The sequence below is a fragment of the Sediminibacter sp. Hel_I_10 genome, from assembly GCF_000688335.1.
Lineage (GTDB): Bacteria > Bacteroidota > Bacteroidia > Flavobacteriales > Flavobacteriaceae > Psychroserpens.
Genome location: NZ_JHZX01000001.1, coordinates 480,961 through 503,652 on the forward strand (window position 1 = coordinate 480,961; position 22,692 = coordinate 503,652).

General features: G+C 39.0%; 16 protein-coding genes, 2 tRNA genes, 3 rRNA genes and 1 other RNA gene. 10 read left to right on the forward strand and 12 right to left on the reverse strand.

Annotated features, from left to right (window positions below):
• The first annotated feature begins 15 nt into the window (after window positions 1–15).
• The 4 genes from nhaC (at window position 16) to P176_RS0102105 (ending at window position 3,040) form a co-directional block, all read left to right on the forward strand.
• Window positions 16–1,500, forward strand: coding sequence for a Na+/H+ antiporter NhaC (gene nhaC / locus P176_RS0102090; protein WP_026753147.1), 1,485 nt, complete (start codon window positions 16–18; stop codon window positions 1,498–1,500).
• 215 nt (window positions 1,501–1,715) lie between these two features.
• Window positions 1,716–2,360, forward strand: a complete 645-nt coding sequence (locus tag P176_RS0102095) for a peroxiredoxin (protein ID WP_026753148.1) — start codon at window positions 1,716–1,718, stop codon at window positions 2,358–2,360.
• Between the two features lie 80 nt (window positions 2,361–2,440).
• Window positions 2,441–2,749 (forward strand): co-chaperone YbbN, encoded by a 309-nt coding sequence (locus tag P176_RS0102100; protein ID WP_026753149.1) that lies wholly within the window; start codon window positions 2,441–2,443, stop codon window positions 2,747–2,749.
• Between the two features lie 33 nt (window positions 2,750–2,782).
• The gene (locus P176_RS0102105) at window positions 2,783–3,040 is read left to right on the forward strand and encodes a hypothetical protein (protein WP_026753150.1); all 258 of its coding nucleotides are present in this window, start codon (window positions 2,783–2,785) and stop codon (window positions 3,038–3,040) included.
• A 96-nt stretch (window positions 3,041–3,136) separates the two neighbouring features.
• Here P176_RS0102105 and P176_RS0102110 read toward each other — a convergent pair whose 3' ends face one another.
• The 3 genes from P176_RS0102110 to P176_RS0102120 all read right to left on the reverse strand — a co-directional run bounded on the left by P176_RS0102110 (window position 3,137) and on the right by P176_RS0102120 (window position 6,678).
• A complete protein-coding gene (locus tag P176_RS0102110) occupies window positions 3,137–3,610 on the reverse strand; it encodes an ankyrin repeat domain-containing protein (RefSeq protein ID WP_026753151.1) in 474 nt (157 codons plus the stop codon).
• Window positions 3,611–3,684: 74 nt separating this feature from the next.
• Window positions 3,685–5,898 carry a catalase/peroxidase HPI gene (gene katG / locus P176_RS0102115; RefSeq protein WP_026753152.1) on the reverse strand — a complete coding sequence of 738 codons (2,214 nt, stop codon included), beginning with the start codon at window positions 5,896–5,898 and terminating at the stop codon, window positions 3,685–3,687.
• Between the two features lie 261 nt (window positions 5,899–6,159).
• Window positions 6,160–6,678 carry a fasciclin domain-containing protein gene (locus P176_RS0102120; protein WP_026753153.1) on the reverse strand — a complete coding sequence of 173 codons (519 nt, stop codon included), beginning with the start codon at window positions 6,676–6,678 and terminating at the stop codon, window positions 6,160–6,162.
• A gap of 372 nt (window positions 6,679–7,050) precedes the next feature.
• Between P176_RS0102120 and P176_RS0102125 the strand changes: the two genes are divergently transcribed.
• Window positions 7,051–7,302 carry a putative signal transducing protein gene (locus tag P176_RS0102125; protein ID WP_026753154.1) on the forward strand — a complete coding sequence of 84 codons (252 nt, stop codon included), beginning with the start codon at window positions 7,051–7,053 and terminating at the stop codon, window positions 7,300–7,302.
• Window positions 7,303–7,390: 88 nt separating this feature from the next.
• On the opposite strand, the gene P176_RS0102130 is transcribed toward P176_RS0102125, so the two are convergent.
• A complete protein-coding gene (locus P176_RS0102130) occupies window positions 7,391–9,016 on the reverse strand; it encodes an ABC-F family ATP-binding cassette domain-containing protein (protein ID WP_026753155.1) in 1,626 nt (541 codons plus the stop codon).
• Between the two features lie 237 nt (window positions 9,017–9,253).
• Between P176_RS0102130 and P176_RS18840 the strand changes: the two genes are divergently transcribed.
• A complete protein-coding gene (locus tag P176_RS18840; protein WP_197022131.1) occupies window positions 9,254–10,699 on the forward strand; it encodes a hypothetical protein in 1,446 nt (481 codons plus the stop codon).
• A gap of 41 nt (window positions 10,700–10,740) precedes the next feature.
• On the opposite strand, the gene fsa is transcribed toward P176_RS18840, so the two are convergent.
• From fsa to ffs, 3 genes are all read right to left on the reverse strand, one after another.
• Window positions 10,741–11,397, reverse strand: coding sequence for a fructose-6-phosphate aldolase (fsa, locus tag P176_RS0102140; RefSeq protein WP_026753156.1), 657 nt, complete (start codon window positions 11,395–11,397; stop codon window positions 10,741–10,743).
• A 120-nt stretch (window positions 11,398–11,517) separates the two neighbouring features.
• Window positions 11,518–12,321: an SDR family oxidoreductase gene (locus tag P176_RS0102145; RefSeq protein WP_026753157.1), complete on the reverse strand. Its 804-nt coding sequence runs from the start codon at window positions 12,319–12,321 to the stop codon at window positions 11,518–11,520.
• Window positions 12,322–12,432: 111 nt separating this feature from the next.
• Window positions 12,433–12,531, reverse strand: an RNA gene (gene ffs / locus P176_RS20190) — signal recognition particle sRNA small type.
• 88 nt (window positions 12,532–12,619) lie between these two features.
• Between ffs and P176_RS0102150 the strand changes: the two genes are divergently transcribed.
• The 4 genes from P176_RS0102150 to P176_RS0102165 all read left to right on the forward strand — a co-directional run bounded on the left by P176_RS0102150 (window position 12,620) and on the right by P176_RS0102165 (window position 16,516).
• Window positions 12,620–13,651, forward strand: coding sequence for a glutaminyl-peptide cyclotransferase (locus P176_RS0102150; protein WP_026753158.1), 1,032 nt, complete (start codon window positions 12,620–12,622; stop codon window positions 13,649–13,651).
• Window positions 13,652–13,654: 3 nt separating this feature from the next.
• Window positions 13,655–14,044: a thioesterase family protein gene (locus P176_RS0102155; RefSeq protein WP_026753159.1), complete on the forward strand. Its 390-nt coding sequence runs from the start codon at window positions 13,655–13,657 to the stop codon at window positions 14,042–14,044.
• A 97-nt stretch (window positions 14,045–14,141) separates the two neighbouring features.
• The gene (locus P176_RS0102160) at window positions 14,142–14,882 is read left to right on the forward strand and encodes a hypothetical protein (RefSeq protein ID WP_026753160.1); all 741 of its coding nucleotides are present in this window, start codon (window positions 14,142–14,144) and stop codon (window positions 14,880–14,882) included.
• A 74-nt stretch (window positions 14,883–14,956) separates the two neighbouring features.
• Window positions 14,957–16,516, forward strand: a complete 1,560-nt coding sequence (locus tag P176_RS0102165) for a hypothetical protein (RefSeq protein WP_026753161.1) — start codon at window positions 14,957–14,959, stop codon at window positions 16,514–16,516.
• A gap of 724 nt (window positions 16,517–17,240) precedes the next feature.
• Here the strand turns inward: P176_RS0102165 and rrf are convergent.
• From rrf to P176_RS0102190, 5 genes are all read right to left on the reverse strand, one after another.
• Window positions 17,241–17,350 (reverse strand): 5S ribosomal RNA (gene rrf / locus P176_RS0102170).
• 116 nt (window positions 17,351–17,466) lie between these two features.
• Window positions 17,467–20,295, reverse strand: a 23S ribosomal RNA gene (locus tag P176_RS0102175).
• A gap of 221 nt (window positions 20,296–20,516) precedes the next feature.
• Window positions 20,517–20,593, reverse strand: a tRNA-Ala gene (locus tag P176_RS0102180).
• Window positions 20,594–20,760: 167 nt separating this feature from the next.
• Window positions 20,761–20,834, reverse strand: a tRNA-Ile gene (locus P176_RS0102185).
• An 88-nt stretch (window positions 20,835–20,922) separates the two neighbouring features.
• Window positions 20,923–22,442: ribosomal RNA gene (locus tag P176_RS0102190) — 16S ribosomal RNA — on the reverse strand.
• Together the 16S, 23S and 5S rRNA genes with 2 tRNA genes alongside form the textbook arrangement of a ribosomal RNA operon.
• Window positions 22,443–22,692 lie beyond the last annotated feature (250 nt).

Below are 22,692 nucleotides of genomic sequence, written 5' to 3' on the forward strand. Positions count from 1 at the left end.
ACTATTGACCCTTCTATGGAAAGCAAAGACATTAAGCCCAAACTGCCTCAGGATGAAAACATTGTAGAAAACAAAGAGCTCAATCTTTTTGAAGCGCTAATTCCTGTCTTTGCTTTGGTGATTATGTTGTTTTACAATGTATTTTTTGTATTTGGAGATAATGCCTTAAGCGGAAGTAATCAATTTATTTTATTACTAGGTGCTGCAGTTGCTGCTATTGTTGGTTTTTTCAATAAGGTGACCTATGATCAAATGATGGATGAAGTGGCAGAAAACATCAAATCCACATCAGGAGCTTTACTTATATTATTGATGGTTGGTGCTTTGGCTGGAACATGGCTGATTAGCGGTATTATACCCACAATGATTTACTACGGACTTCAAATTCTGAATCCCACGATATTCTTGGCAGCATCGGTTATTATCTGCGCCATCATCTCAGTGGCTACAGGCAGCTCTTGGACCACCTCGGCTACTGTTGGTATTGCATTGATTGGTATTGGTGAAACCTTAGGGATTTCATTAGGCATGACCGCAGGTGCCGTACTTTCTGGGGCTTATTTTGGAGATAAAATGTCGCCTTTAAGTGATACCACAAACCTTGCTCCTGCTATGGCAGGTGGCGAATTATTCACACACATAAAATACATGGCATTAACCACCGTGCCTACAATTGTGATTACTCTAATTGTGTTCATCATCATTGGATTAAATATAGACACCACAGGAACACCAGATATTTCAGATAAATTATCGGCCATAGATAGTGCATTCAATATTTCTCCATGGTTATTTCTCGTTCCGTTGTTTGTAATCTTTATGATCGTCAAAAAAACACCACCACTAATTGCGCTATTATTAGGAACACTTTTAGGCGGTGTGGCTGCCATTATTGCTCAACCAGATATTGTGGCCAATATTGCCGGAGCAGATAGTTTGACCTTTGAATCTGCCTATAAAGGCGTCATGAATGCCATGACGGTAGATGTTTCGGTAGAAACCTCAAGTACAGAACTTAATGACTTATTTTCTGCGGGTGGAATGTCTGGTATGCTCGGAACCATTTGGCTTATTATCTGTGCCATGGTATTTGGAGGCGTTATGGATGCCATCGGCGCTTTATCCAGAATAAGCAAAGCATTATTAAATTTAGCAACGACGACGTTCGGACTTTTTGCAAGTACTGTAGCCAGCTGTTTGGCACTTAACGTCACCGCTTCCGATCAATATTTGGCATTGGTTGTTCCTGGTAAAATGTTTAAAAAAGCTTATGAAGATAGAGGTCTTGCTCCTGAAAATTTAAGTAGAACTCTAGAAGATTCGGGAACGGTCACTTCGGTATTAGTGCCTTGGAATACTTGTGGCGCTTATCAATCTGGTGTACTAGGTGTTCCTGTGGCAGATTACTTCTTTTTTGCGATTTTCAATTGGCTAAGTCCATTTATGACCCTTTTATTTGCAGCCTTCTCTATTAAGATCAAACAATTATCAAAATCTTAACTTAGAAATTTTCAACTAAAAAACCACATTCTTGCCACCCTGCTATTTTACTCATGTTATTTTTGTTGATATGATAGTTTTAGCCCTTACTTTTTGAGGCCATACCTTAATGCTATCTTCTTATAATCTATTATAATCAATAGCTATTCTGTTTAGGACATAATCAAACTAACTTTGTATTGAAATTATTACAAACCTTAAAATTAAAAATAGATATGACTTTAGTAGGAAAAAAATTCCCGAATTTAAATGTAGACGCCATGAACGATATGGGAGATACTTTTAAAATCAATGTGCTTGAAGAAGCTATAAATAACAAGAAGAAAGTATTATTATTCTGGTACCCTAAAGACTTTACTTTTGTGTGCCCTACAGAATTACATGCCTTTCAAGCTGCAATAAAAGAATTTGAGAAAAGAAATACGATAGTAATTGGTGCCTCTTGTGATACTCCAGAAGTTCATTTTGCTTGGTTAAACACTAAAAAAGATGATGGTGGGATCGAAGGTGTTACTTACCCAATTTTAGCAGACACTAACAGAAACCTGGCATCTGCTTTAGGTATTCTAGATATTACAAACGAACAGTTTGATGAAGAAACCGGCTTGGTTACTGTTGAAGGAGACAATGTAACTTATAGAGCTACTTACATTATTGATGAAGAAGGTACTGTAGTTCACGAAGGTGTAAATCACATGCCATTAGGAAGAAATGTAAAAGAATTTTTACGTTTAATTGATGCTTACACACACGTACAAGAAAAAGGAGAAGTTTGTCCTGCAAACTGGGAAGAAGGCCAAGCAGCAATGAATGCTGATCGCGACGGTGTTAAAGAATATCTTTCTGCACAGTTAAACTAGTATTAAAGCATACATTTTCCAGGCTCAAATCACTTAAATGTGGTTTGAGACTGGATTTTTTTTAACTTAAAAACACAGTTATGGTAAAAGAATTAGAACAAGATAATTTAGAAGAATTGGTATCAAATAATGATACCGTAATCGTACAGTACTCTGCCGGTTGGTGCGGTAATTGCCGAATCATGAAACCGAAATTTAAAAAATTAGCTTCGGAACATGAGTCCATTACTTTTGTTATGGCAGATGCAGAAAAGTTTCCTGAGTCTCGAAAATTGGCGACAGTTGATAATTTACCAACCTTTGCAACTTTTAAAAACGGAACGTTTGTAAGTCAAACACAAACTAACAAATTTGAAGTATTAAAGACGTTTGTAGGCGAGGCCATATAAGTCAAGCATATCAATATTAGAAACTAAGACATTATGAAACTTCCTGTAATAAAACACCTCACGCAATTTGTAGATGACAATGACGAGGATTATTTAATTGAAACTATTGAAACTCTTGAAAATTTAACCGAAGTCTCTTCGTTGAAAGATGAAGAACTAGACGTCATTGGAGAGTTGATTTCGAATATGTATGGCGCCTTAGAGGTCCATAAGATGGTCAAGGAAGGAACGCCTAAAAAAGATGCCCTAAACACCTTTATGAAGCGCGTTATGGGATCGATAGATAATTAGAATTAAGTAATAGCTACATATCTAATTTTAAAAACCACTTCAAACTGAATCATCAGTTGCGAAGTGGTTTTTTAGTTGATGTTCTATTTCAATTCATCAATTTTTTAACAAGTCTAAAATTTGCTGGTGCTCCTTTTCAAAAGCATGATCGTACGCTGTTTTTCCTTCATGGTCTTTTAAAGAGACCTCTGCTTTATACTTAAGTAGTAACTCTACCATTGCTTTTTGATTATAGCTAGCTGCAAAAATAAGAGCTGTGGTTCCATTTTGATTCACCGCATCAACGTTAGCACCATGGTCAATCAAATATGCTGCAATTTGTACATTTCCCTTAAAACTCACGCCTATGAGTGCAGTGTTTTTAGAAGCATCCTTTCCATTGATGTCAGCACCTGCCTGAATGAGTAGTTCTGCTGCGGCCATATTGTCAAAATATGTCGCAAAAATTAGTGGAGTGAAGCCTCTAGAATCCTTAGTATTTACCAAATTTGGTTGTAAATCTAAGAGCGCTTTTAAACGTTGATCATCATTAGCTTGTATGGCTTTAAAAAGATCTTCTGTTTGTGTCATAGTTATATGTCAATTAAAAAAAAGGAACAGGTCTTTTACCACCAGTTCCTTTATTATTAGTCCTTATTAAAATTTTATTTTAAATCGAAACGATCCAAGTGCATTACCTTAGTCCAAGCAGCCACAAAATCATTCACAAATTTTTCTTGAGCATCATCTGTTGCATATACTTCAGCAACTGCTCTCAGTTCAGAATTTGATCCAAAAATGAGATCGGCACGAGTACCCGTAAATTTAACTTGACCTGTTTTTCGATCACTACCCTCAAAATGCGTTTCATCTTCAGAGGTTGATTTCCAAGTGATATTAAGATCTAAAAGATTAGAAAAGAAATCATTGCTAAGTGTACCAACTTTATCTGTAAAAACCCCGTGTTTTGAACTATCGTAATTAGCACCTAACACTCTAAGACCTCCAACTAACACTGTCATTTCAGGAATAGATAAGGTCAATAATTGAGCACGATCTATTAATGCGGTTTCTGCCACGAGCGATTGATTCTTTTTTCTAAAATTTCTAAACCCATCCAATTGCGGTTCTAAATAACCAAAGGATGCTGCGTCGGTCTGTTCTTGAGATGCATCTCCTCGTCCCGGTGTAAAAGGGACCTGAATATCATGACCAGCACGTCTGGCTCCTTCTTCTACTCCAGCAGTACCTGCTAAAACGATAAGATCGGCCATTGAAATAGTTCCGCTAAATTCTTTTTGAATTCCTTCTAAAGTATCTAAAATACCATGTAATTCTTCAGGATTATTGACTGCCCAATTGCGCTGTGGTTCTAAGCGAATGCGTGCACCATTGGCACCACCTCTTTTATCTGACCCTCTAAAGGTAGATGCCGAAGACCAAGCGGTTCGCACTAATTGAGAAACCGAAAGTCCAGATGCCAATACCATTTTTTTAAGAGTTGTAATATCAGCATCACTTAAGGTATAATCTACTGTAGGAACAGGGTCTTGCCATAGTAATTCTTCTTTAGGCACTTCTGGTCCCAAATAACGAGAAATTGGCCCCATGTCTCGGTGCGTCAATTTGTACCAAGCTCTAGCGAAGGCATCTTCAAAAGCTTTATGATTTTCGTGAAAATGTTTAGATATTTTTAAATATTCAGGATCTACTTTGAGAGCAATATCTGCAGTAGTCATCATTAAAGCCTGTGTTTTTGAGGCATCACCTGCTGTTGGTGCCATTCTTGCCTTAGAAGCTTCGGTTGGCGTCCATTGGTGTGCTCCTGCCGGACTTTTAGTTAATTCCCAATCATAATTTAATAAAACGTCAAAATAATCATGATCCCATTGGGTTGGGTTTGGTGTCCATGCACCCTCTAATCCACTAGTGATCACATCATCTAAAACGCCAGACTTATAACTGTTTTTCCAACCCATTCCCATCTCTTCAATTGGGGCACCGTGAGGTTCTACTCCAACATATGTGTTCGGATCTGCTGCACCGTGTGCTTTTCCGAAGGTATGTCCTCCAGCTACTAAAGCCACCGTTTCTTCATCATTCATCGCCATTCTACCAAAGGTTGTTCTTACATTATGTGCTGAACCCATAGGGTCTGGATTTCCGTTAGGACCTTCTGGATTAACATAAATCCATCCCATCATTACGGCTCCAAGTGGCGCTTCTAATTCTCCATTTTCATAACGTTCATCATTTGCACCCCATTGAGTTTCACTCCCCCAATAAATATCCTGCTCTGGCTCCCACACGTCTTCTCTCCCGCCTGCAAAACCAAAAGTCTTAAAGCCCATCGATTCTAAGGCACAATTTCCCGCAAGAATCATGAGATCTGCCCATGACACTTTTTTACCGTATTTCTTTTTTATTGGCCACAACAACAAACGCGCTTTATCTAAGTTCCCGTTATCTGGCCAACTGTTTATTGGCGCAAAACGCTGGGTACCTGAACAGGCGCCTCCCCTACCATCATTAATTCTGTAAGTTCCAGCACTGTGCCATGCCATTCTAATCATAAAACCTCCATAATGTCCATAATCTGCCGGCCACCAATCTTGAGAATCTGTCATCAGGTTGAGAACATCCTGTTTTAGCTCATTAAAATCTAAACTGTTGAAAGCCTCTGCATAATTGAAGTCTGTCCCCATAGGGTCAGACTTTGATGCATTTTGTCTCAAAACATTCAGTCTGAGCTCATTTGGCCACCAATCACGATTTGTTGTGCCATGGCCTGCTGCATTCTGATGCGGTGCTCCTAAAAAAGGACACTTTGCAGAACTTTCATTAATATCAAAATTCTTTCCGTGCGGATTACTTTCCATTATCTTAATTTTTCAAGGTTTATACCCTAAAATTATAAAAATCATAAGGGATTGTATCATCTACTAGCATTTTAATAAATTATAGGATTATTGCTATAATTTATTGAACATGAAAAACGCATAGAAAAATCTTATAATGTGTGATTCTAAAGGGCTGATTAAAACTAATTTCAAAAGAAAAGACCCACTAGAAAAACTAGCGGGTCTTTATATAATTAAGTTCTAGAAACAAACTTAATTTATAGAGAAATCAAAATCTGATTATGCTTTCGGTAAAACTACAGCATCAACAACGTGAATCACTCCATTTGATTGATTAACATCTGCAATAGTTACTTGAGAAGAATTTCCGTTTTCATCGGTAATAAAGACTTTACCATCTTTAGCCGTTGCTACTAAAGTTCCTCCAGATACAGTTGCCAATTCTGCTTTACCATTATTTTTTTCAATCAATTTTGCAATATCTGCAGCATTATATTTTCCAGCTACAACGTGATACGTTAATATAGTTTGTAATTGTTCTTTGTTTTCTGGCTTCAACAATGTTTCAACGGTTCCTTCTGGCAAAGCTTCAAACGCTTTATTGGTTGGAGCAAATACCGTAAAAGGACCTTCACTTGACAATGTTTCTACCAAATCTGCAGCTTTAACAGCAGCAACTAAAGTGGTATGATCTTTAGACTCTACGGCATTTTCAACAATTGTTCTTGTTGGATACATTTTCGCTCCACCTACAACTTTCACCTCTGCATCTGGCTTCATAGTCTTTTCAACCTTCATTTTCTCTTTTTTGGTTTTATCCATTTTATTGGCCATCTCTTTTTCTTGAGCTGTTCCATTATATGCTACCATCATTGATGCTGTGACTAAAACCGTACCTAATAAATTTCTTGAAATTTTCATATTCGTTTTGTTTTAAATTAATTGTTGTTTGCTATAGATACGGAGATATCGAGCTTATGGTTTTGACGCTGTTGTGCTTTAACACATAATTAACCTCGATTTAAGAAGGTTTCCCAAAATGGATGATGCTCATAAATCCTTCTAAATAACTCAAGTTTTCTTTTCTTAAAATAAAATTATCACCTCTTAAAATAAGCTACTTCCGTATCTTTTTTTCGTAACTTCATACTTATCTAAAATTTGAATATCATGACTGAAACAAATTATACAAAAGTATTTTCTGGAAGTTTTATCATCGTACAATTAGCCATGGACCGGTTAAAAAGCGCTGGCATCAACGCCATTATTAAGGATGAATCTGAATCTGGCCGACTTGCTGGATTTGGATCTTCAATTCAGAATTATCAGGAACTATACGTTAATAAGGACGAGCTAAGTGAGGCATTACCTATCATCAATGGTGTGAAGCAAGAGTTAGAAGAAAATAATGAAGACGCTTAAGTGTCTTCGATTAAGGAAATTTTGAATTAGAAATAAAAAAAAAGGGCGAAGTCTTAAAACTTCGACCTTTTTTTATTTCTATTTTTTTTTAAGCAGGAACGCCGTACATTTTCTCGCGTTGTTCCTTGATATTTTTATCATCCATGTATTCATCAAACGTCATGAATCTATCGATAACTCCACTTGGTGTTAATTCTATAACACGATTTGCCACGGTTTGAGCAAACTCATGATCATGAGTGGTAAACATTACGGTCCCCTTAAAGTTTTTAAGAGAATTATTGAATGCTGTAATACTCTCTAGATCTAAGTGATTGGTAGGCTCATCTAGCATTAAGACGTTAGCTCTCACCATCATCATACGGCTTAACATACATCTTACTTTTTCTCCTCCAGATAAAACATCTGATGTTTTTAACGCTTCTTCTCCGCTAAAGATCATTTTACCCAAAAAGCCACGAATAAACACTTCTTCACGCTCCTCTTCTGTATTGGCCCATTGTCTCAACCAATCTACTAGGGATAGTTTATTATTAAAGTAATCACTATTATCTAATGGCAAATAAGATTGTGACGTGGTAACACCCCAAGAATATTTACCGCTGTCTGCTTTTTCCTTACCATTGATAATTTGATAAAAGGCTGTAGTTGCGCGTGAGTCTTTAGAATACACGACAACTTTCTCTCCTTTATTTAAATTGATATTGATATTTTGAAAAAGCACTTCTCCATCTAAAGAGGCTGATAGGCCTTCGACGTTGAGGATTTGATCACCAGCTTCACGGTCTCTTTCAAAAATAATGGCAGGGTAACGTCTGCTTGATGGCTTAATATCTGAAATGTTCAATTTATCAATCATCTTCTTTCTACTGGTTGCCTGTTTAGACTTGGCAACGTTGGCAGAGAATCTTCTAATAAATTCCTCGAGCTCCTTTTTCTTTTCCTCAGCCTTTTTATTTTGTTGAGAGCGCTGTCTCGCGGCTAGCTGAGAAGATTCGTACCAAAAAGAATAGTTTCCAGAATACTGATTGATTTTTCCGAAGTCAATATCAGAAATATGCGTACAAACAGCATCCAAAAAGTGTCTATCGTGAGAAACAACAATAACGCAGTTGTCATAATTAGCCAAGAAATTTTCAAGCCAAGAAATGGTTTCATAATCCAAATCATTGGTAGGCTCATCCATAATCAATACATCTGGACTTCCAAATAATGCTTGAGCCAAAAGCACTCTAACCTTTTGTTTACCATCGAGATCTTTCATTAGCATGTAATGAATATCTTCTTTTATACCTAGGTTAGACAGCATTGCCGCGGCATCACTATCGGCATTCCAACCATTCATTTCTTCAAATTCTACTTGAAGTTCTCCAATTTTTTCAGCGTTTTCATCCGTATAATCGGCATAAAGCGCATCAATTTCAGTCTTTAACTTGTGTAAAGGTTTATTTCCTATAATAACAGTTTCTAAAACCGTTTGCTCATCATATAAGTTGTGGTTTTGTTCTAGAACAGACATGCGTTTGCCTGGCTCTAAATGTACATGACCAGAAGTTGGGTCTTGCTTGCCAGCAATGATGTTTAGAAACGTTGATTTACCTGCACCATTTGCGCCGATAATCCCGTAGCAATTGCCATTATTAAAGGTAACGTTCACTTCATCAAAAAGAATACGTTTACCAAACTGAACCGATAAATTTGAAACTGATAACATAGTATAATGCTTTAAATTGAATCTTTATTTTAGATCATTTTCCGAAGAAAAGAATCTGAAAGTTCGAATTTGCAAAAGTAAAAAAATCAATTGATTTTAGAGAGTTCAAATCAATGTTTTTATAGCGTTAATTTGGTCCTAATCTGAGCAAAATCAATATTTAACAGCGCATTAACAAGAGTTATTGAGCACATCCTTTATTTTTGAGTACTTAAATGCCGCTTGACTATCATGCCTATGAAATTTTATTTGATCGCTCTATTAGCCTTACCTCTTCTTACAAGTTGTAATGGCGTTAATAAGGATAGCGATGTTGCTTTTTTGGGAGGACAAATTATAAATCCCAATAATGACTATATTACCTTAAACAGTCCGCACAGTGAAAAAGACACCATCTTTCTCGATGAGGATGATCGTTTTTCTTACAATATCAAAAATCTACATCCTGGGCTTTACACATTTACACACGGCGGCGAGATGCAAACCATTTTGCTTGAAAAAAATGACAGCTTATTATTTAGGCTCAACACTAATGACTTTGATGAATCTCTAGTTTACACAGGCAAGGGCTCTAAGAAAAACAACTTTTTGATCAAGTCTTTTTTAAATGATGAGATTGAGGATAAAAAATTTAAGAAAAATCATCAACTAGAACCAGAGTTGTTTAAAAGTAAGATTGGCGCCATAAAAGATAAAAAACTAGAAAATTTAGACCGTTTTATTAGTGAAAACGAAACTTCTGAGCTTTTTAGAAATATTGCAAAATCTAGTATAGACTACAATTACTACGCCTATTTGGAAATGTACCCTTTTGGATATTTTGGTAATAATAAATTAATTCATGTTAAGGATTTACCCGAAGACTTTTATAATTACAGAAAAGATGTCGATTTTAATAACGTGAATTTAAGTGGTGTTTACAGCTACAATAATTTCATGAATTGGTATTTTCATAACTCAGGTCTTAAGAAGTACTATCACAACGGCAACCATCATACTTTTGACAGACAGGCTTTGGATTACAATCTAGAAAAATTAAGATTGATTGACAGTACTATAGAAAATGAAACTATCAAAAATTACGTACTGAAACATGCTACGAGAGTATTTGTATTTAATAGTAACAGTGCTGAACAATCAAGAAGCATGTTAGCCTCCTATCTTGAAAAAACCACCAGTGAAGAAGATAAACTTTATTTAGAAAACTTAGTATCTTCAACAATTAAGCTTTATCCGGGTAATTTAATTCCTAATATAAAGGTAGTTGATTTTAACAATAACACGAAAAATCTTCGAACCATCATCCAGAAACCTACGGTAGTGTATTGCTGGTCTTCTAACTTTAAAATGCATTATCGCAACAGTCATTACATGATGCGAAGCTTGAAAGCAAGATATCCCGAAGTAGATTTTATTGCTATTAATATAAATGATATGGACACCAGCTCTTGGAAAAAGACCTTGAGTCTTTTAAAGTATCCTACACAAAATGAGTATATTTTCAAAAACCCCAATGAAGCTGTACAAACCTTTGCTATTGCTTATTCTCACAAAGTGATTTTAACTGATGAGAATGGCATTATCATTAATTCTAATGCCAATCTCTTCAGTGACGAGATTGCTAATGAAATTGAAAGTCTGGTTGCAGACTCAAGCCAATCTAAAATCGCCTTTAGTAAATAAATTTATAGAGAGTTCTCTTCTTCGGAAATTTTAAATTTAGATTACGCGTTTCCTTTATTATAATCTGCTAGAAATTTCTCTAAACCAATATCAGTTAACGGGTGTTTAAGCAATCCTGTTATTGAGCTTAAAGGTCCTGTCATTACATCCGCTCCTAATTTTGCACAATCAATGACGTGCATGGTATGACGTACAGATGCTGCTAAAATTTCAGTTTCAAATCCATAATTGTCATAGATCATTCTTATTTCAGCAATAAGATTAAGACCATCTGTAGAAATATCATCTAATCTACCGATAAATGGAGATACATAAGTGGCCCCAGCCTTAGCTGCCAATAAGGCTTGCCCAGGAGAAAAGACCAAAGTCACGTTTGTTTTAATGCCTTTATCTGTAAAATATTTACAGGCTTTAATACCATCTTTAATCATTGGTAACTTTACAACAATTTGATCGTGTAAATCAGCAAGGGCCTCCCCTTCTCTAACCATACCGTCATAATCTGTTGCAATAACTTCCGCAGAAACATCTCCATCTACAATATTGCAGATATTAACATAATGCTTCATAATATTGTCATGACCTGTAATTCCTTCTTTAGCCATAAGCGAAGGGTTTGTAGTCACACCATCTAAAATACCCATATCTTGGGCTTCTCTAATCTGGTCTAAATTTGCGGTATCAATAAAAAACTTCATCTGTTTTGCTTTAATTAGTATCATTCAAAATTACACATTTGATAAAATTTCCGTAGAAAATGATATCAAATGATATTAACAATTAAGAAGCGAAGGTAAATATATATGGAGGACACAAAACTAAAGTCCGAAATGCTTCATCAGCATTTTTTCATAAGTTTTATCAGGGAGAACACGTTTGAGCAAAATTGAAAATTTTTGCATGACGTTTCCAATTTTATAATGAATTTTCGGATTTGGTGTATTGATGATTTGGTATACAGCTTTAGCCATTAACGCGGGATCCTGTCCTTCATCAACGTGATTGTCCATAAGCTTTAATGTATTGCCATAAGATGTTTTGTAAGCAGAATCGGTTTTTACGGGAGCATGATAGCGTCCTGCTGCAATATTGGTTGCAAAATCCCCAGGTGCCACATTGGTCATTTTAATACCGAAAGATTGGGTTTCCATCCTGAATGCCTCGGTTATCAACTCTAACGCTCCTTTACTAGCACTATAAGGACCACGGTAAGGCAATCCCATATAACCTGCAATAGAGGTCACATTAATGATCAATCCGCTTTTTTGAGCCCTCATAAAAGGCAAAACGCACTTTATAACTTCAATAGGACCAAAGAGATTGGTTTCAAAATTACGTTTGATTTCTTCAGTGGGAATTTCTTCTAATGGGCCTGTAATTCCTGCACCCGCGTTATTGATGACAACATCTAAACGTTGATGTAGCTCAAAAACTTCTTGAACACATGCTGCAACACTAGCTGTTTGGGTTACGTCTAAAGTAATTAATGGAAATAAGCTTTCTGGATATTTGCTGGTATTTCTGCTTGTTCCATAAACCAAAAACCCTTTAGACAATAAGAACTCACCTATAGACTTTCCTATTCCGGAAGACCCACCTGTAATCAAAACCACCTTCTGCATAACCAAAAACGTTTTAGATTATAAAATTAAGAATGATATTTTAGATCTGGGTCAAAATAAAAAAAATCTTGATGCGCTAACGGCCTTCAAGATTTCACAATAGGGTACAAAAAATGGCAAGCTACCTACATCACACCGCTACGACCATCTACCCTTGCTGCGTTCCCGCCCTGGGGGATTCAATAGGAGCTGGTTGTGTAGGACTTGCCGTCGGCAAAGATACAATCTTTTAATACTTTGGCAATGATTTTTTAAACTGAATTTAAATAAATAACTTGCAGTAAAATATACGGTTCTTATGACTACTATTAAAGGTTTCATACTCATTAGCTTGAGTGTTTTTTTTATCAACTGTGGAAACTCTGGCCATAAAAAAAAATCACTTTCCATTGATACTAATGTGAAAAATAACGTCATTTCTTTAGGAGATAGCTTAAACTTGAAACTCAATAATCCTGAAAACCTTGAGATTTCTTCCATTTCATATCAATTGAATGGCGAAAACATTGAGGCAAACAGTCTACTTAGGGATGAAAAGTTAGGACTACAACGCATTACCGCTCTTGTCAAAATGAGCGACTCTGAGGAAAGTATATCTCATACGATCACAATTTTAAATAATGTACAACCTAAAATCTACGACTATAAAATTATCAATGAGTATCCTCATGATATCACGTCTTATACTCAAGGTCTAGAGTTTTTTAAAAATGAACTTTACGAAAGTACAGGGCAGTATAAAGAATCAAAACTTCGCAAAGTAGATTTTAAAACAGGAGAAGTTTTAAAAAATATCAATTTGTCAGATCAGTATTTTGCAGAGGGCATCACCATTCTTAATGATAACATCTATCAATTGACCTGGCAAGAAAATACGGGATTTGTTTACGATGTAGAAACCTTTGAAAAAGAAAGTTCATTCACCTATGGCAAAAGTAAAGAAGGCTGGGGGCTTTGTAATGACGAGACTATTATTTATAAGTCTGATGGGACAGAGCAAATTTGGTATCTTAATCCTGAGACCTTAACCGAAACTGATAAAATTCAAGTGTATACCAATAAAGGAAAAATTATTGGGATCAATGAAATGGAATGGATTGATGGAAAAATCTATGCTAACCGTTATCAAAAAAATGGAGTGGCCATTATCAATCCTAAAAATGGTGCCGTAGAGGGCGTTATTGATTTCTCTCCACTTCGTAAATTGGTAAAACAACATCCTGGTTTAGATGTCCTTAATGGTATTGCTTATAATCCAGAAACCAAAACTATCTTTGTTACAGGTAAACGATGGGATAAATTATTTGAAGTTGAAGTTTTTGAAAAGTAAAGAATGCAATCGTACGAAAAACATATAGTCGTTAAACAAGACGATATCGATCAACGCAGTCACGTAAATAACGTGCGCTATGTAGAGTGGGTTCAAGACATTGCACAAGAGCATTGGGAATCTAAAACAGATGCTTCTATACTGGACTCCTATTATTGGATCATGCTCAGTCACCACATTCAGTATAAAGCAGAAGCGATCTTAGGAGACGTTCTTAGAGTAAAGACCTTTGTTACCAAAGCAGAAGGTGTTCGCTCCACAAGACAAGTAGAAGTTTATAACAAGAACACCAATAAACTATTAACTACTTCAGAAACGATATGGTGCTTAATGTCTCATAAAACAAATAAGCCTGCACGAATCACCTCTGATATAAAAAACTTGTTTAGTTAAAGACATCATAAAAGTGCTGTTAAAAAAAAGATAATCGCATTCTTTTTTTCTTAGGTTTTTATTTATTTACAAATAATCGACCTAATCAATCTCACTTGTGTCAAAGTTTTACATTTTATTATTTCTGTTAAGTCCTTATATCATAGTTGCCCAACAAACTTTAAAAGGCAAAGTTTACGACGATGTCACCACCGTTAAAGGTGCTAGAATCTATAATGAAACGCAAAACACCATTGAATTTTCGAACGATGAAGGAAACTTTTCGATTGAAGCCGAAATTGGAGATCGCTTAGTACTTCATTCTTTATTTCACAATAAACTACATATTACGGTTGAAGCCGTTCATTTTAAAAATACCTTCGTGTTTGAACTTACAAAATTCACAAACGAATTAGACGCTGTAGAAATCATAAAAAGGGAAGATCGTAAGTTTGATAGTATTGCAGTGGTGACTCAGACCAATAACCAAATTGCCAATGATGTTAAAAATAGACCATACCTCTATAGTGCACCATCCAATGGCAATATGGACTTCGTGGCTATAGCAAAATTGATTGGTAAACTTTTTAAAAAGAAGAAATCTACTCCAGAAATAAGTTATGCTGCTGCAGATGATTTTAAAAAATTGTTTGAAAAAGATCAATTTTTCACTCCTAAAATGCTTTCAGAAGAATTAGGTATTGCCAAAGATCATCAATTCTTATTTTTTGAATATTGTTCTGCTAAAAACATACATATCAAATTAATCTCAGAACAGCGAAGCATGGAACTGTTAGAGTTGTTTTTAACCTACAGCAAGGAATTCAATACCTTGATAGAAAAAAACACCAAAGACTAGATACCAAAATATAGTTTTTCATACTAAAAGTTGGTTTCAAAAGTTATACTTTTAAGCCATCTTATATATAGACAATGAAACAAATTGCATATTTCTTACTAGTATCTTTCTTTTTAGTGTTTTGGAGCTCATGCAGAAACGATTTTGATTTCTCTCCTAGTACTGGCGACCTCACTTTTTCGAAAGACACCATTTATCTAGATACTGTCTTCACCAACATCGGCTCTAGCACCTATAATCTAAAAGTTTATAATAGAAGTAATGAAGATATTTCTATTCCTACCGTTCGTTTAGCCCAAGGACAAAATTCAAATTATCGACTTAATGTAGACGGTATGGCAGGTAAGAAATTCAATAACGTAGAAATATTAGCAAAGGATAGCTTGTTTATTTTTGTTGAGACCACTCTAGATATTCAGAGTTTATCTCAAAACAGTTTGCAATTTTTGTATACAGATGCTATAGAATTTGATAGTGATAATAATCTACAAAAAGTTGAATTGGTGACACTTGTAAAAGATGCGATTTTTATTTACCCCAATCAAGATCTTGACGGTATGATAGAAACCTTAAGTTTTGATGCTGATGGTGATGGTACTCCTGACAACACTAATCTACAAGGTCGTTTTTTACAAGAAGAAGAATTAACTTTTACCAATGAGAAGCCCTATGTAATCTATGGATTTGCAGCCGTAGATGAAGGAGATATTCTTACTATAGAAGCAGGTGCAAGAGTCCACTTTCATGCCAATTCTGGTTTATTAATCACTAATAATGCTTCATTGAAAGTTAATGGAGAACTTAGTGCAGATCAAGAAGCTCTAGAAAACGAGGTGATTTTTGAAGGAGACCGATTAGAACCAGAATTCTCTGAAGTGCCCGGACAATGGTCTACCATCTACCTTTTTGAAGGAAGTGTATCTAATGAAATTAATTATGCTACAATTAAGAATAGCACCGTGGGTATTTTGTGTGAGTTTAATCAAGATGCAGCTCAACCAAAATTAAAAATTACAAATTCTCAAATCTATAATTCAAGTAACTTCGGAATTTTAGCAACCGCCACTTCAATTGAAGGCGAAAATTTGGTCATCAACAGCTCCGGACAATCCTCTTTCGCAGGAACTTTGGGTGGTAGATATAACTTTACACATTGTACTTTAGCTAATTATTGGAACAACAGCTTTAGACAATTTCCGTCGGTTTTACTCAATAACTTTATTACAGATGAAAATAATAATGATATTGGCAACGGTCTTATCGAAGCTAATTTCACTAATTGCATCATCTATGGAAATGATAATCCTGAACTCATATTAGATAACATCAACGGATTTGACTTTAACTTCAAATTCACCAATTGCTTAATTCGTTTCCAAGACAGTGGAGATAATTTTATTGGAGATAACTATAATTTCGCAAATACAGATCTCTATGATAGTTGTATTTTTAATGCTGAACCCAATTTTAAAGCGCCATTTGAGAACATGATGATCATTGGCGATAACTCCGCAGCCAATAATCAAGCCTTATTTATTAGTGATGTACCAGAAGATATCCTAGGGATTAGCAGAAATAATGATCCATCTCCGGATATTGGCGCATACCAACACATCACATTTGACCAAGATTAAACCTACAATCTTTTATGAAAATAGATCTTCTCTCCTCTCATTAGCTAAGATATAGAAGTAATTCATGCCGATTCTAGTTATTTCCAGCTCTAGTCTAGCGACTCTTATCTTCTAATGATAGATTAAATAATATAAGTAGGTCTTTAAAGAGAACTTCTTATGTTGTTGACTATAAAATGGTGTTGAGTAAATACTATTCTTGAGAGCTATTTCGTCTAAAATCATCTTGTTTTATTCTTAAATAAAATCAGCTGGCTTCCAAATAGCATCGACACTATTGTTGATCTTAATAAACGCTATAGAAACATGTTTAAGACATGGATATGTATTCTTCGAACATATCATAAACTATTAAATACAAAACGAGGATTGAAATATCTGTAATAATCAAATCTTAAAGCTAAAGCAAAGAAAGCTGAAGTCTTTTTAGAAGTTGTTAATTGAAAGAAAATGAGCAAGCAATAGCCTTATCTTTTAAAAACATTCCCATATATAAAGTGTAAAATATCTTCAAAACGATCAGATGCTAAAAATTACAGCACCGTAGAACACCTATCAATAAATTACACTTTGCTAGACTGGGTAAATACCCAACCAAAACACTGAATTATCATTGAGATTTAAGATAATGATTCCAATTTTTATGCTATATAGCCATTTAACAATCTCAAAAATTGCGAAAAAAAAAATGCCCCGACGACATAATGTCATCGGGGCACTTGAAAAAAGGCGGCGACCTACTCTCCCACTGGATCGCAGTACCATCGGCGCTGACGGGCTTAACTTCTCTGTTCGGAATGGTAAGAGGTGAGCCCCGTCGCAATGGCCACCCTAGGCTTTTGCGGAAGGCGCCCCGTTTTACCGGGGCACAACCGTATGAGTTGACATACTGAAGAAAGATATACATGTATAAAACGTTCGATAAATCACTGTTTTGAAAAGAACGGGCGCACAGCAAGCCCACGGGCTATTAGTACCGCTCGGCTACAGACATTACTGCCCTTGCACCTACGGCCTATCAACGTGGTAGTCTTCCACGGCCCTTTAAAGAAATCTCATCTTGTGGTGGGTTTCGCGCTTATATGCTTTCAGCGCTTATCCCTTCCGAACGTAGCTACCCAGCAATGCTCCTGGCGGAACAACTGGTACACCAGAGGTTCGTCCAACCCGGTCCTCTCGTACTAGGGTCAGGTCCACTCAAATTTCTAACGCCCACAGTAGATAGAGACCGAACTGTCTCACGACGTTCTGAACCCAGCTCGCGTGCCACTTTAATGGGCGAACAGCCCAACCCTTGGGACCTTCTCCAGCCCCAGGATGTGACGAGCCGACATCGAGGTGCCAAACCCCCCCGTCGATATGAGCTCTTGGGGGAGATCAGCCTGTTATCCCCGGAGTACCTTTTATCCTTTGAGCGATGGCCCTTCCATGCGGAACCACCGGATCACTATGCTCTACTTTCGTACCTGATCGACCTGTATGTCTCCCAGTCAAGCCCCCTTATGCCATTGCACTCTACGCACGGTTACCAAGCGTGCTGAGGGGACCTTTAGAAGCCTCCGTTACTCTTTTGGAGGCGACCACCCCAGTCAAACTACCCACCAAGCACTGTCCCCCATCGCTGGGGTTAGACGCCAGACAAGCAAAGGGTGGTATTTCAACAATGACTCCACAGCACCTAGCGATGCCGCTTCAAAGTCTCCCACCTATCCTACACATTACTTGTCCAGAGCCAATACTAAGCTATAGTAAAGGTTCACGGGGTCTTTTCGTCCCACTGCGGGTAACCGGCATCTTCACCGATACTACAATTTCACCGAGCTCATGGCTGAGACAGTGTCCAGATCGTTGCACCATTCGTGCAGGTCGGAACTTACCCGACAAGGAATTTCGCTACCTTAGGACCGTTATAGTTACGGCCGCCGTTTACTGGGGCTTCATTTCAGGTCTTCGCCGAAGCTAAACCCTCCACTTAACCTTCCAGCACCGGGCAGGTGTCAGGCCCTATACATCATCTTTCGATTTAGCAGAGCCCTGTGTTTTTGATAAACAGTCGCCTGGACCTCTTCACTGCGGCCCCGCCGAAGCGGGGCGACCCTTCTCCCGAAGTTACGGGCCGATTTTGCCTAGTTCCTTAGCCATGAATCTCTCGAGCACCTTAGAATTCTCATCCCAACCACCTGTGTCGGTTTGGGGTACGGGCTGCCTCGCTCGCTTTTCTTGGAAGTCGATTTGCTGGATTATCACCTTGGCCGTGGCCTCAGTGTACTATCGCGGTGTTACCACTCGCTTCAACGCACTATTCCGTCAGTGCGCACCAACTTTTCGCCTCCGTCGCTTTTAGCGCGGGCAGGTACAGGAATATTAACCTGTTGTCCATCCACTTCCCCTTTCGGGTTCGCGTTAGGTCCCGACTGACCCCCGGCTGATTAGCATAGCCGGGGAAACCTTGGTCTTTCGGTGTGCGGGTTTCTCGCCCGCATTATCGTTACTTATGCCTACATTTTCTTTTGTAGCTTCTCCAGCATACCTCACAGTACACCTTCGACGACACTACAATGCTCCCCTACCACTTATAATAAATTATAAATCCATAGCTTCGGTAGTATGTTTATGCCCGATTATTATCCATGCCGAACCGCTCGACTAGTGAGCTGTTACGCACTCTTTAAATGAATGGCTGCTTCCAAGCCAACATCCTAGCTGTCTAAGCAGTTCAACCTCGTTTATTCAACTTAACATACATTTGGGGACCTTAGCTGATGGTCTGGGTTCTTTCCCTCTCGGACATGGACCTTAGCACCCATGCCCTCACTGCTGATCAACATTCTGTAGCATTCGGAGTTTGTCAGGAATTGGTAGGCGGTGAAGCCCCCGCATCCAATCAGTAGCTCTACCTCTACAGAACTATAAATCAACGCTGCACCTAAATGCATTTCGGGGAGTACGAGCTATTTCCGAGTTTGATTGGCCTTTCACCCCTACCCACAGGTCATCCGAAGACTTTTCAACGTCAACCGGTTCGGGCCTCCACTATGTGTTACCACAGCTTCACCCTGCCCATGGGTAGATCACACGGTTTCGCGTCTACCACTACCAACTAAAGCGCCCTATTCAGACTCGCTTTCGCTACGGCTGCGGACCTGAAGTCCTTAACCTTGCTGGCAACGGTAACTCGTAGGCTCATTATGCAAAAGGCACGCCGTCACCCCGAAGGGCTCCGACCGCTTGTAAGCGTATGGTTTCAGGATCTTTTTCACTCCGTTATTCACGGTTCTTTTCACCTTTCCCTCACGGTACTGGTTCACTATCGGTCTCTCAGGAGTATTTAGCCTTGTCGGATGGTCCCGACTGATTCACACAGGATTACTCGTGTCCCGCGCTACTCAGGGTACCACTATCTTACAATCTCTTTCCCGTACGGGGCTATCACCCGCTATGGCACCACTTTCCAGTGGCTTCCGGTTCGATCATGCTCAAATGTCGTGGCCCTACAACCCCGGCACCGCCGTAACGGTACTGGTTTGGGCTGGTCCGATTTCGCTCGCCGCTACTCTCGGAATCACTATTGTTTTCTTCTCCTCCGGGTACTTAGATGTTTCAGTTCCCCGGGTTTGCCTCCTTGCGGATACTATATCTTCAATATAGTGGGTTGCCCCATTCGGATACCTGCGGATCAACTTGTATGTGCCAATCCCCGCAGCTTTTCGCAGCTTATCGCGTCCTTCATCGCCTCTGAGAGCCTAGGCATTCCCCATACGCTCTTATTTAGCTTGTTGTGCTATTTGTCTTTTCTAATGAGTTTGTCGACCGCAACGGGAGCTCGCGTCCCCATTGCGGTCTTCGTTGGCACGTCCCGAAGGACGTGTCCGTTTTCATGTATCTTTCTTCAATATGTCAATGAACTTTACAGTGTACAGATCATCTGTACGTCCCTTTTGGGCCACTTTCAATAAAATTGACAGCGCTCTCTAGGCAACACCCAAATAAATGGGCACTTTGGTGGAGAATATCGGAGTCGAACCGATGACCTCCTGCGTGCAAGGCAGGCGCTCTAGCCAGCTGAGCTAATCCCCCATTTTTGTTTCAGTTGTCGGCTATCAGTTAACAGTTATCAGTTAATTGATGACCTATACGTCAACTTGGGATACCCAACTTCTAAAATTTCCTTTCAATCTGTAATGAACGTTTCAAAATCCCCGATATAACATCGAGACCTTGAACCACAAGACAAGCTTGCTTTGTAGTCTCAGGCAGACTCGAACTGCCGACCTCTACATTATCAGTGTAGCGCTCTAACCAGCTGAGCTATGAGACTCTACTTGTTTATCTTAAAAATTAAATCGACAGCAAAAGAACAAACGATCTCTTTCCATTTTGCCACTCCAAGGCCGTCCTTTCTCTAGAAAGGAGGTGTTCCAGCCGCACCTTCCGGTACGGCTACCTTGTTACGACTTAGCCCTAGTTACCGATTTTACCCTAGGCCGCTCCTTGCGGTGACGGACTTCAGGCACTCCCAGCTTCCATGGCTTGACGGGCGGTGTGTACAAGGCCCGGGAACGTATTCACCGCATCATGGCTGATATGCGATTACTAGCGATTCCAGCTTCACGGAGTCGAGTTGCAGACTCCGATCCGAACTGTGATAGGGTTTATAGATTCGCTCCTGGTCGCCCAGTGGCTGCTCTCTGTCCCTACCATTGTAGCACGTGTGTAGCCCAGGACGTAAGGGCCGTGATGATTTGACGTCATCCCCACCTTCCTCGCGGTTTGCACCGGCAGTCTTGCTAGAGTTCCCGACATTACTCGCTGGCAACTAACAACAGGGGTTGCGCTCGTTATAGGACTTAACCTGACACCTCACGGCACGAGCTGACGACAACCATGCAGCACCTTGTAAGTGGTCCGAAGAAATAGCTATCTCTAGCTAATGCAACTTACATTTAAGCCCTGGTAAGGTTCCTCGCGTATCATCGAATTAAACCACATGCTCCACCGCTTGTGCGGCCCCCGTCAATTCCTTTGAGTTTCATTCTTGCGAACGTACTCCCCAGGTGGGTCACTTATCACTTTCGCTTAGCCACCCAGACCTAAGTCCGGACAGCTAGTGACCATCGTTTACGGCGTGGACTACCAGGGTATCTAATCCTGTTCGCTACCCACGCTTTCGTCCATCAGTGTCAGTACATTGTTAGTAACCTGCCTTCGCAATCGGTATTCTATGTAATATCTATGCATTTCACCGCTACACTACATATTCTAGCTACTTCACAATGACTCAAGATCGCCAGTATCAAGGGCAATTCTACGGTTGAGCCGCAGACTTTCACCCCTGACTTAACAATCCACCTACGGACCCTTTAAACCCAATGATTCCGGATAACGCTTGGATCCTCCGTATTACCGCGGCTGCTGGCACGGAGTTAGCCGATCCTTATTCTTACGGTACCGTCAGCCGCCCACACGTGGGCGGGTTTCTTCCCGTATAAAAGCAGTTTACAACCCATAGGGCCGTCTTCCTGCACGCGGCATGGCTGGATCAGAGTTGCCTCCATTGTCCAATATTCCTCACTGCTGCCTCCCGTAGGAGTCTGGTCCGTGTCTCAGTACCAGTGTGGGGGATCCCCCTCTCAGGGCCCCTATCTATCGTAGCCATGGTGTGCCGTTACCACACCATCTAGCTAATAGAACGCATGCCCATCTTTTACCGATAAATCTTTAGACCCCCAGGCCAATCGACCAAGGGTCACTATGGGGCATTAATCCAAATTTCTCTGGGCTATTCCCCTGTAAAAGGTAGGTTGCATACGCGTTACGCACCCGTGCGCCGGTCGTCAGCGGAGCAAGCTCCCTGTTACCCCTCGACTTGCATGTGTTAGGCCTGCCGCTAGCGTTCATCCTGAGCCAGGATCAAACTCTTCATCGTCTAATCTTAAATAACTTCTAGACGACCAAGGAATGGTGTTCAGTACTCAAAATGGTTTGTTCTTTTCGAGAGATGCCGTTTCCAACAATCTCTCATTTTACGCTGTCAATTCAATATGTTAATGAACTTTCTTTTTCTTTGTTAGCGCACTATGTGTGCTAAGCGGGTGCAAATATAAAACCCTTTTTCGAACCCGGCAAACTTTTTTGAAGTTTTTTTTATTTTATTTTTCTAACCCTTTTAATCCGCT

Coding starts and splice junctions, on each gene's coding strand:
- nhaC (WP_026753147.1), top strand. CDS start 16: ATGGAAAGCAAAGACATTAAGCCCAAACTGCCTCAGGATGAAAACATT.
- P176_RS0102095 (WP_026753148.1), top strand. CDS start 1,716: ATGACTTTAGTAGGAAAAAAATTCCCGAATTTAAATGTAGACGCCATG.
- P176_RS0102100 (WP_026753149.1), top strand. CDS start 2,441: ATGGTAAAAGAATTAGAACAAGATAATTTAGAAGAATTGGTATCAAAT.
- P176_RS0102105 (WP_026753150.1), top strand. CDS start 2,783: ATGAAACTTCCTGTAATAAAACACCTCACGCAATTTGTAGATGACAAT.
- P176_RS0102110 (WP_026753151.1), bottom strand. CDS start 3,610: ATGACACAAACAGAAGATCTTTTTAAAGCCATACAAGCTAATGATGAT.
- katG (WP_026753152.1), bottom strand. CDS start 5,898: ATGGAAAGTAATCCGCACGGAAAGAATTTTGATATTAATGAAAGTTCT.
- P176_RS0102120 (WP_026753153.1), bottom strand. CDS start 6,678: ATGAAGGTTGAAAAGACTATGAAGCCAGATGCAGAGGTGAAAGTTGTA.
- P176_RS0102125 (WP_026753154.1), top strand. CDS start 7,051: ATGACTGAAACAAATTATACAAAAGTATTTTCTGGAAGTTTTATCATC.
- P176_RS0102130 (WP_026753155.1), bottom strand. CDS start 9,016: ATGTTATCAGTTTCAAATTTATCGGTTCAGTTTGGTAAACGTATTCTT.
- P176_RS18840 (WP_197022131.1), top strand. CDS start 9,254: ATGAAATTTTATTTGATCGCTCTATTAGCCTTACCTCTTCTTACAAGT.
- fsa (WP_026753156.1), bottom strand. CDS start 11,397: ATGAAGTTTTTTATTGATACCGCAAATTTAGACCAGATTAGAGAAGCC.
- P176_RS0102145 (WP_026753157.1), bottom strand. CDS start 12,321: ATGCAGAAGGTGGTTTTGATTACAGGTGGGTCTTCCGGAATAGGAAAG.
- P176_RS0102150 (WP_026753158.1), top strand. CDS start 12,620: ATGACTACTATTAAAGGTTTCATACTCATTAGCTTGAGTGTTTTTTTT.
- P176_RS0102155 (WP_026753159.1), top strand. CDS start 13,655: ATGCAATCGTACGAAAAACATATAGTCGTTAAACAAGACGATATCGAT.
- P176_RS0102165 (WP_026753161.1), top strand. CDS start 14,957: ATGAAACAAATTGCATATTTCTTACTAGTATCTTTCTTTTTAGTGTTT.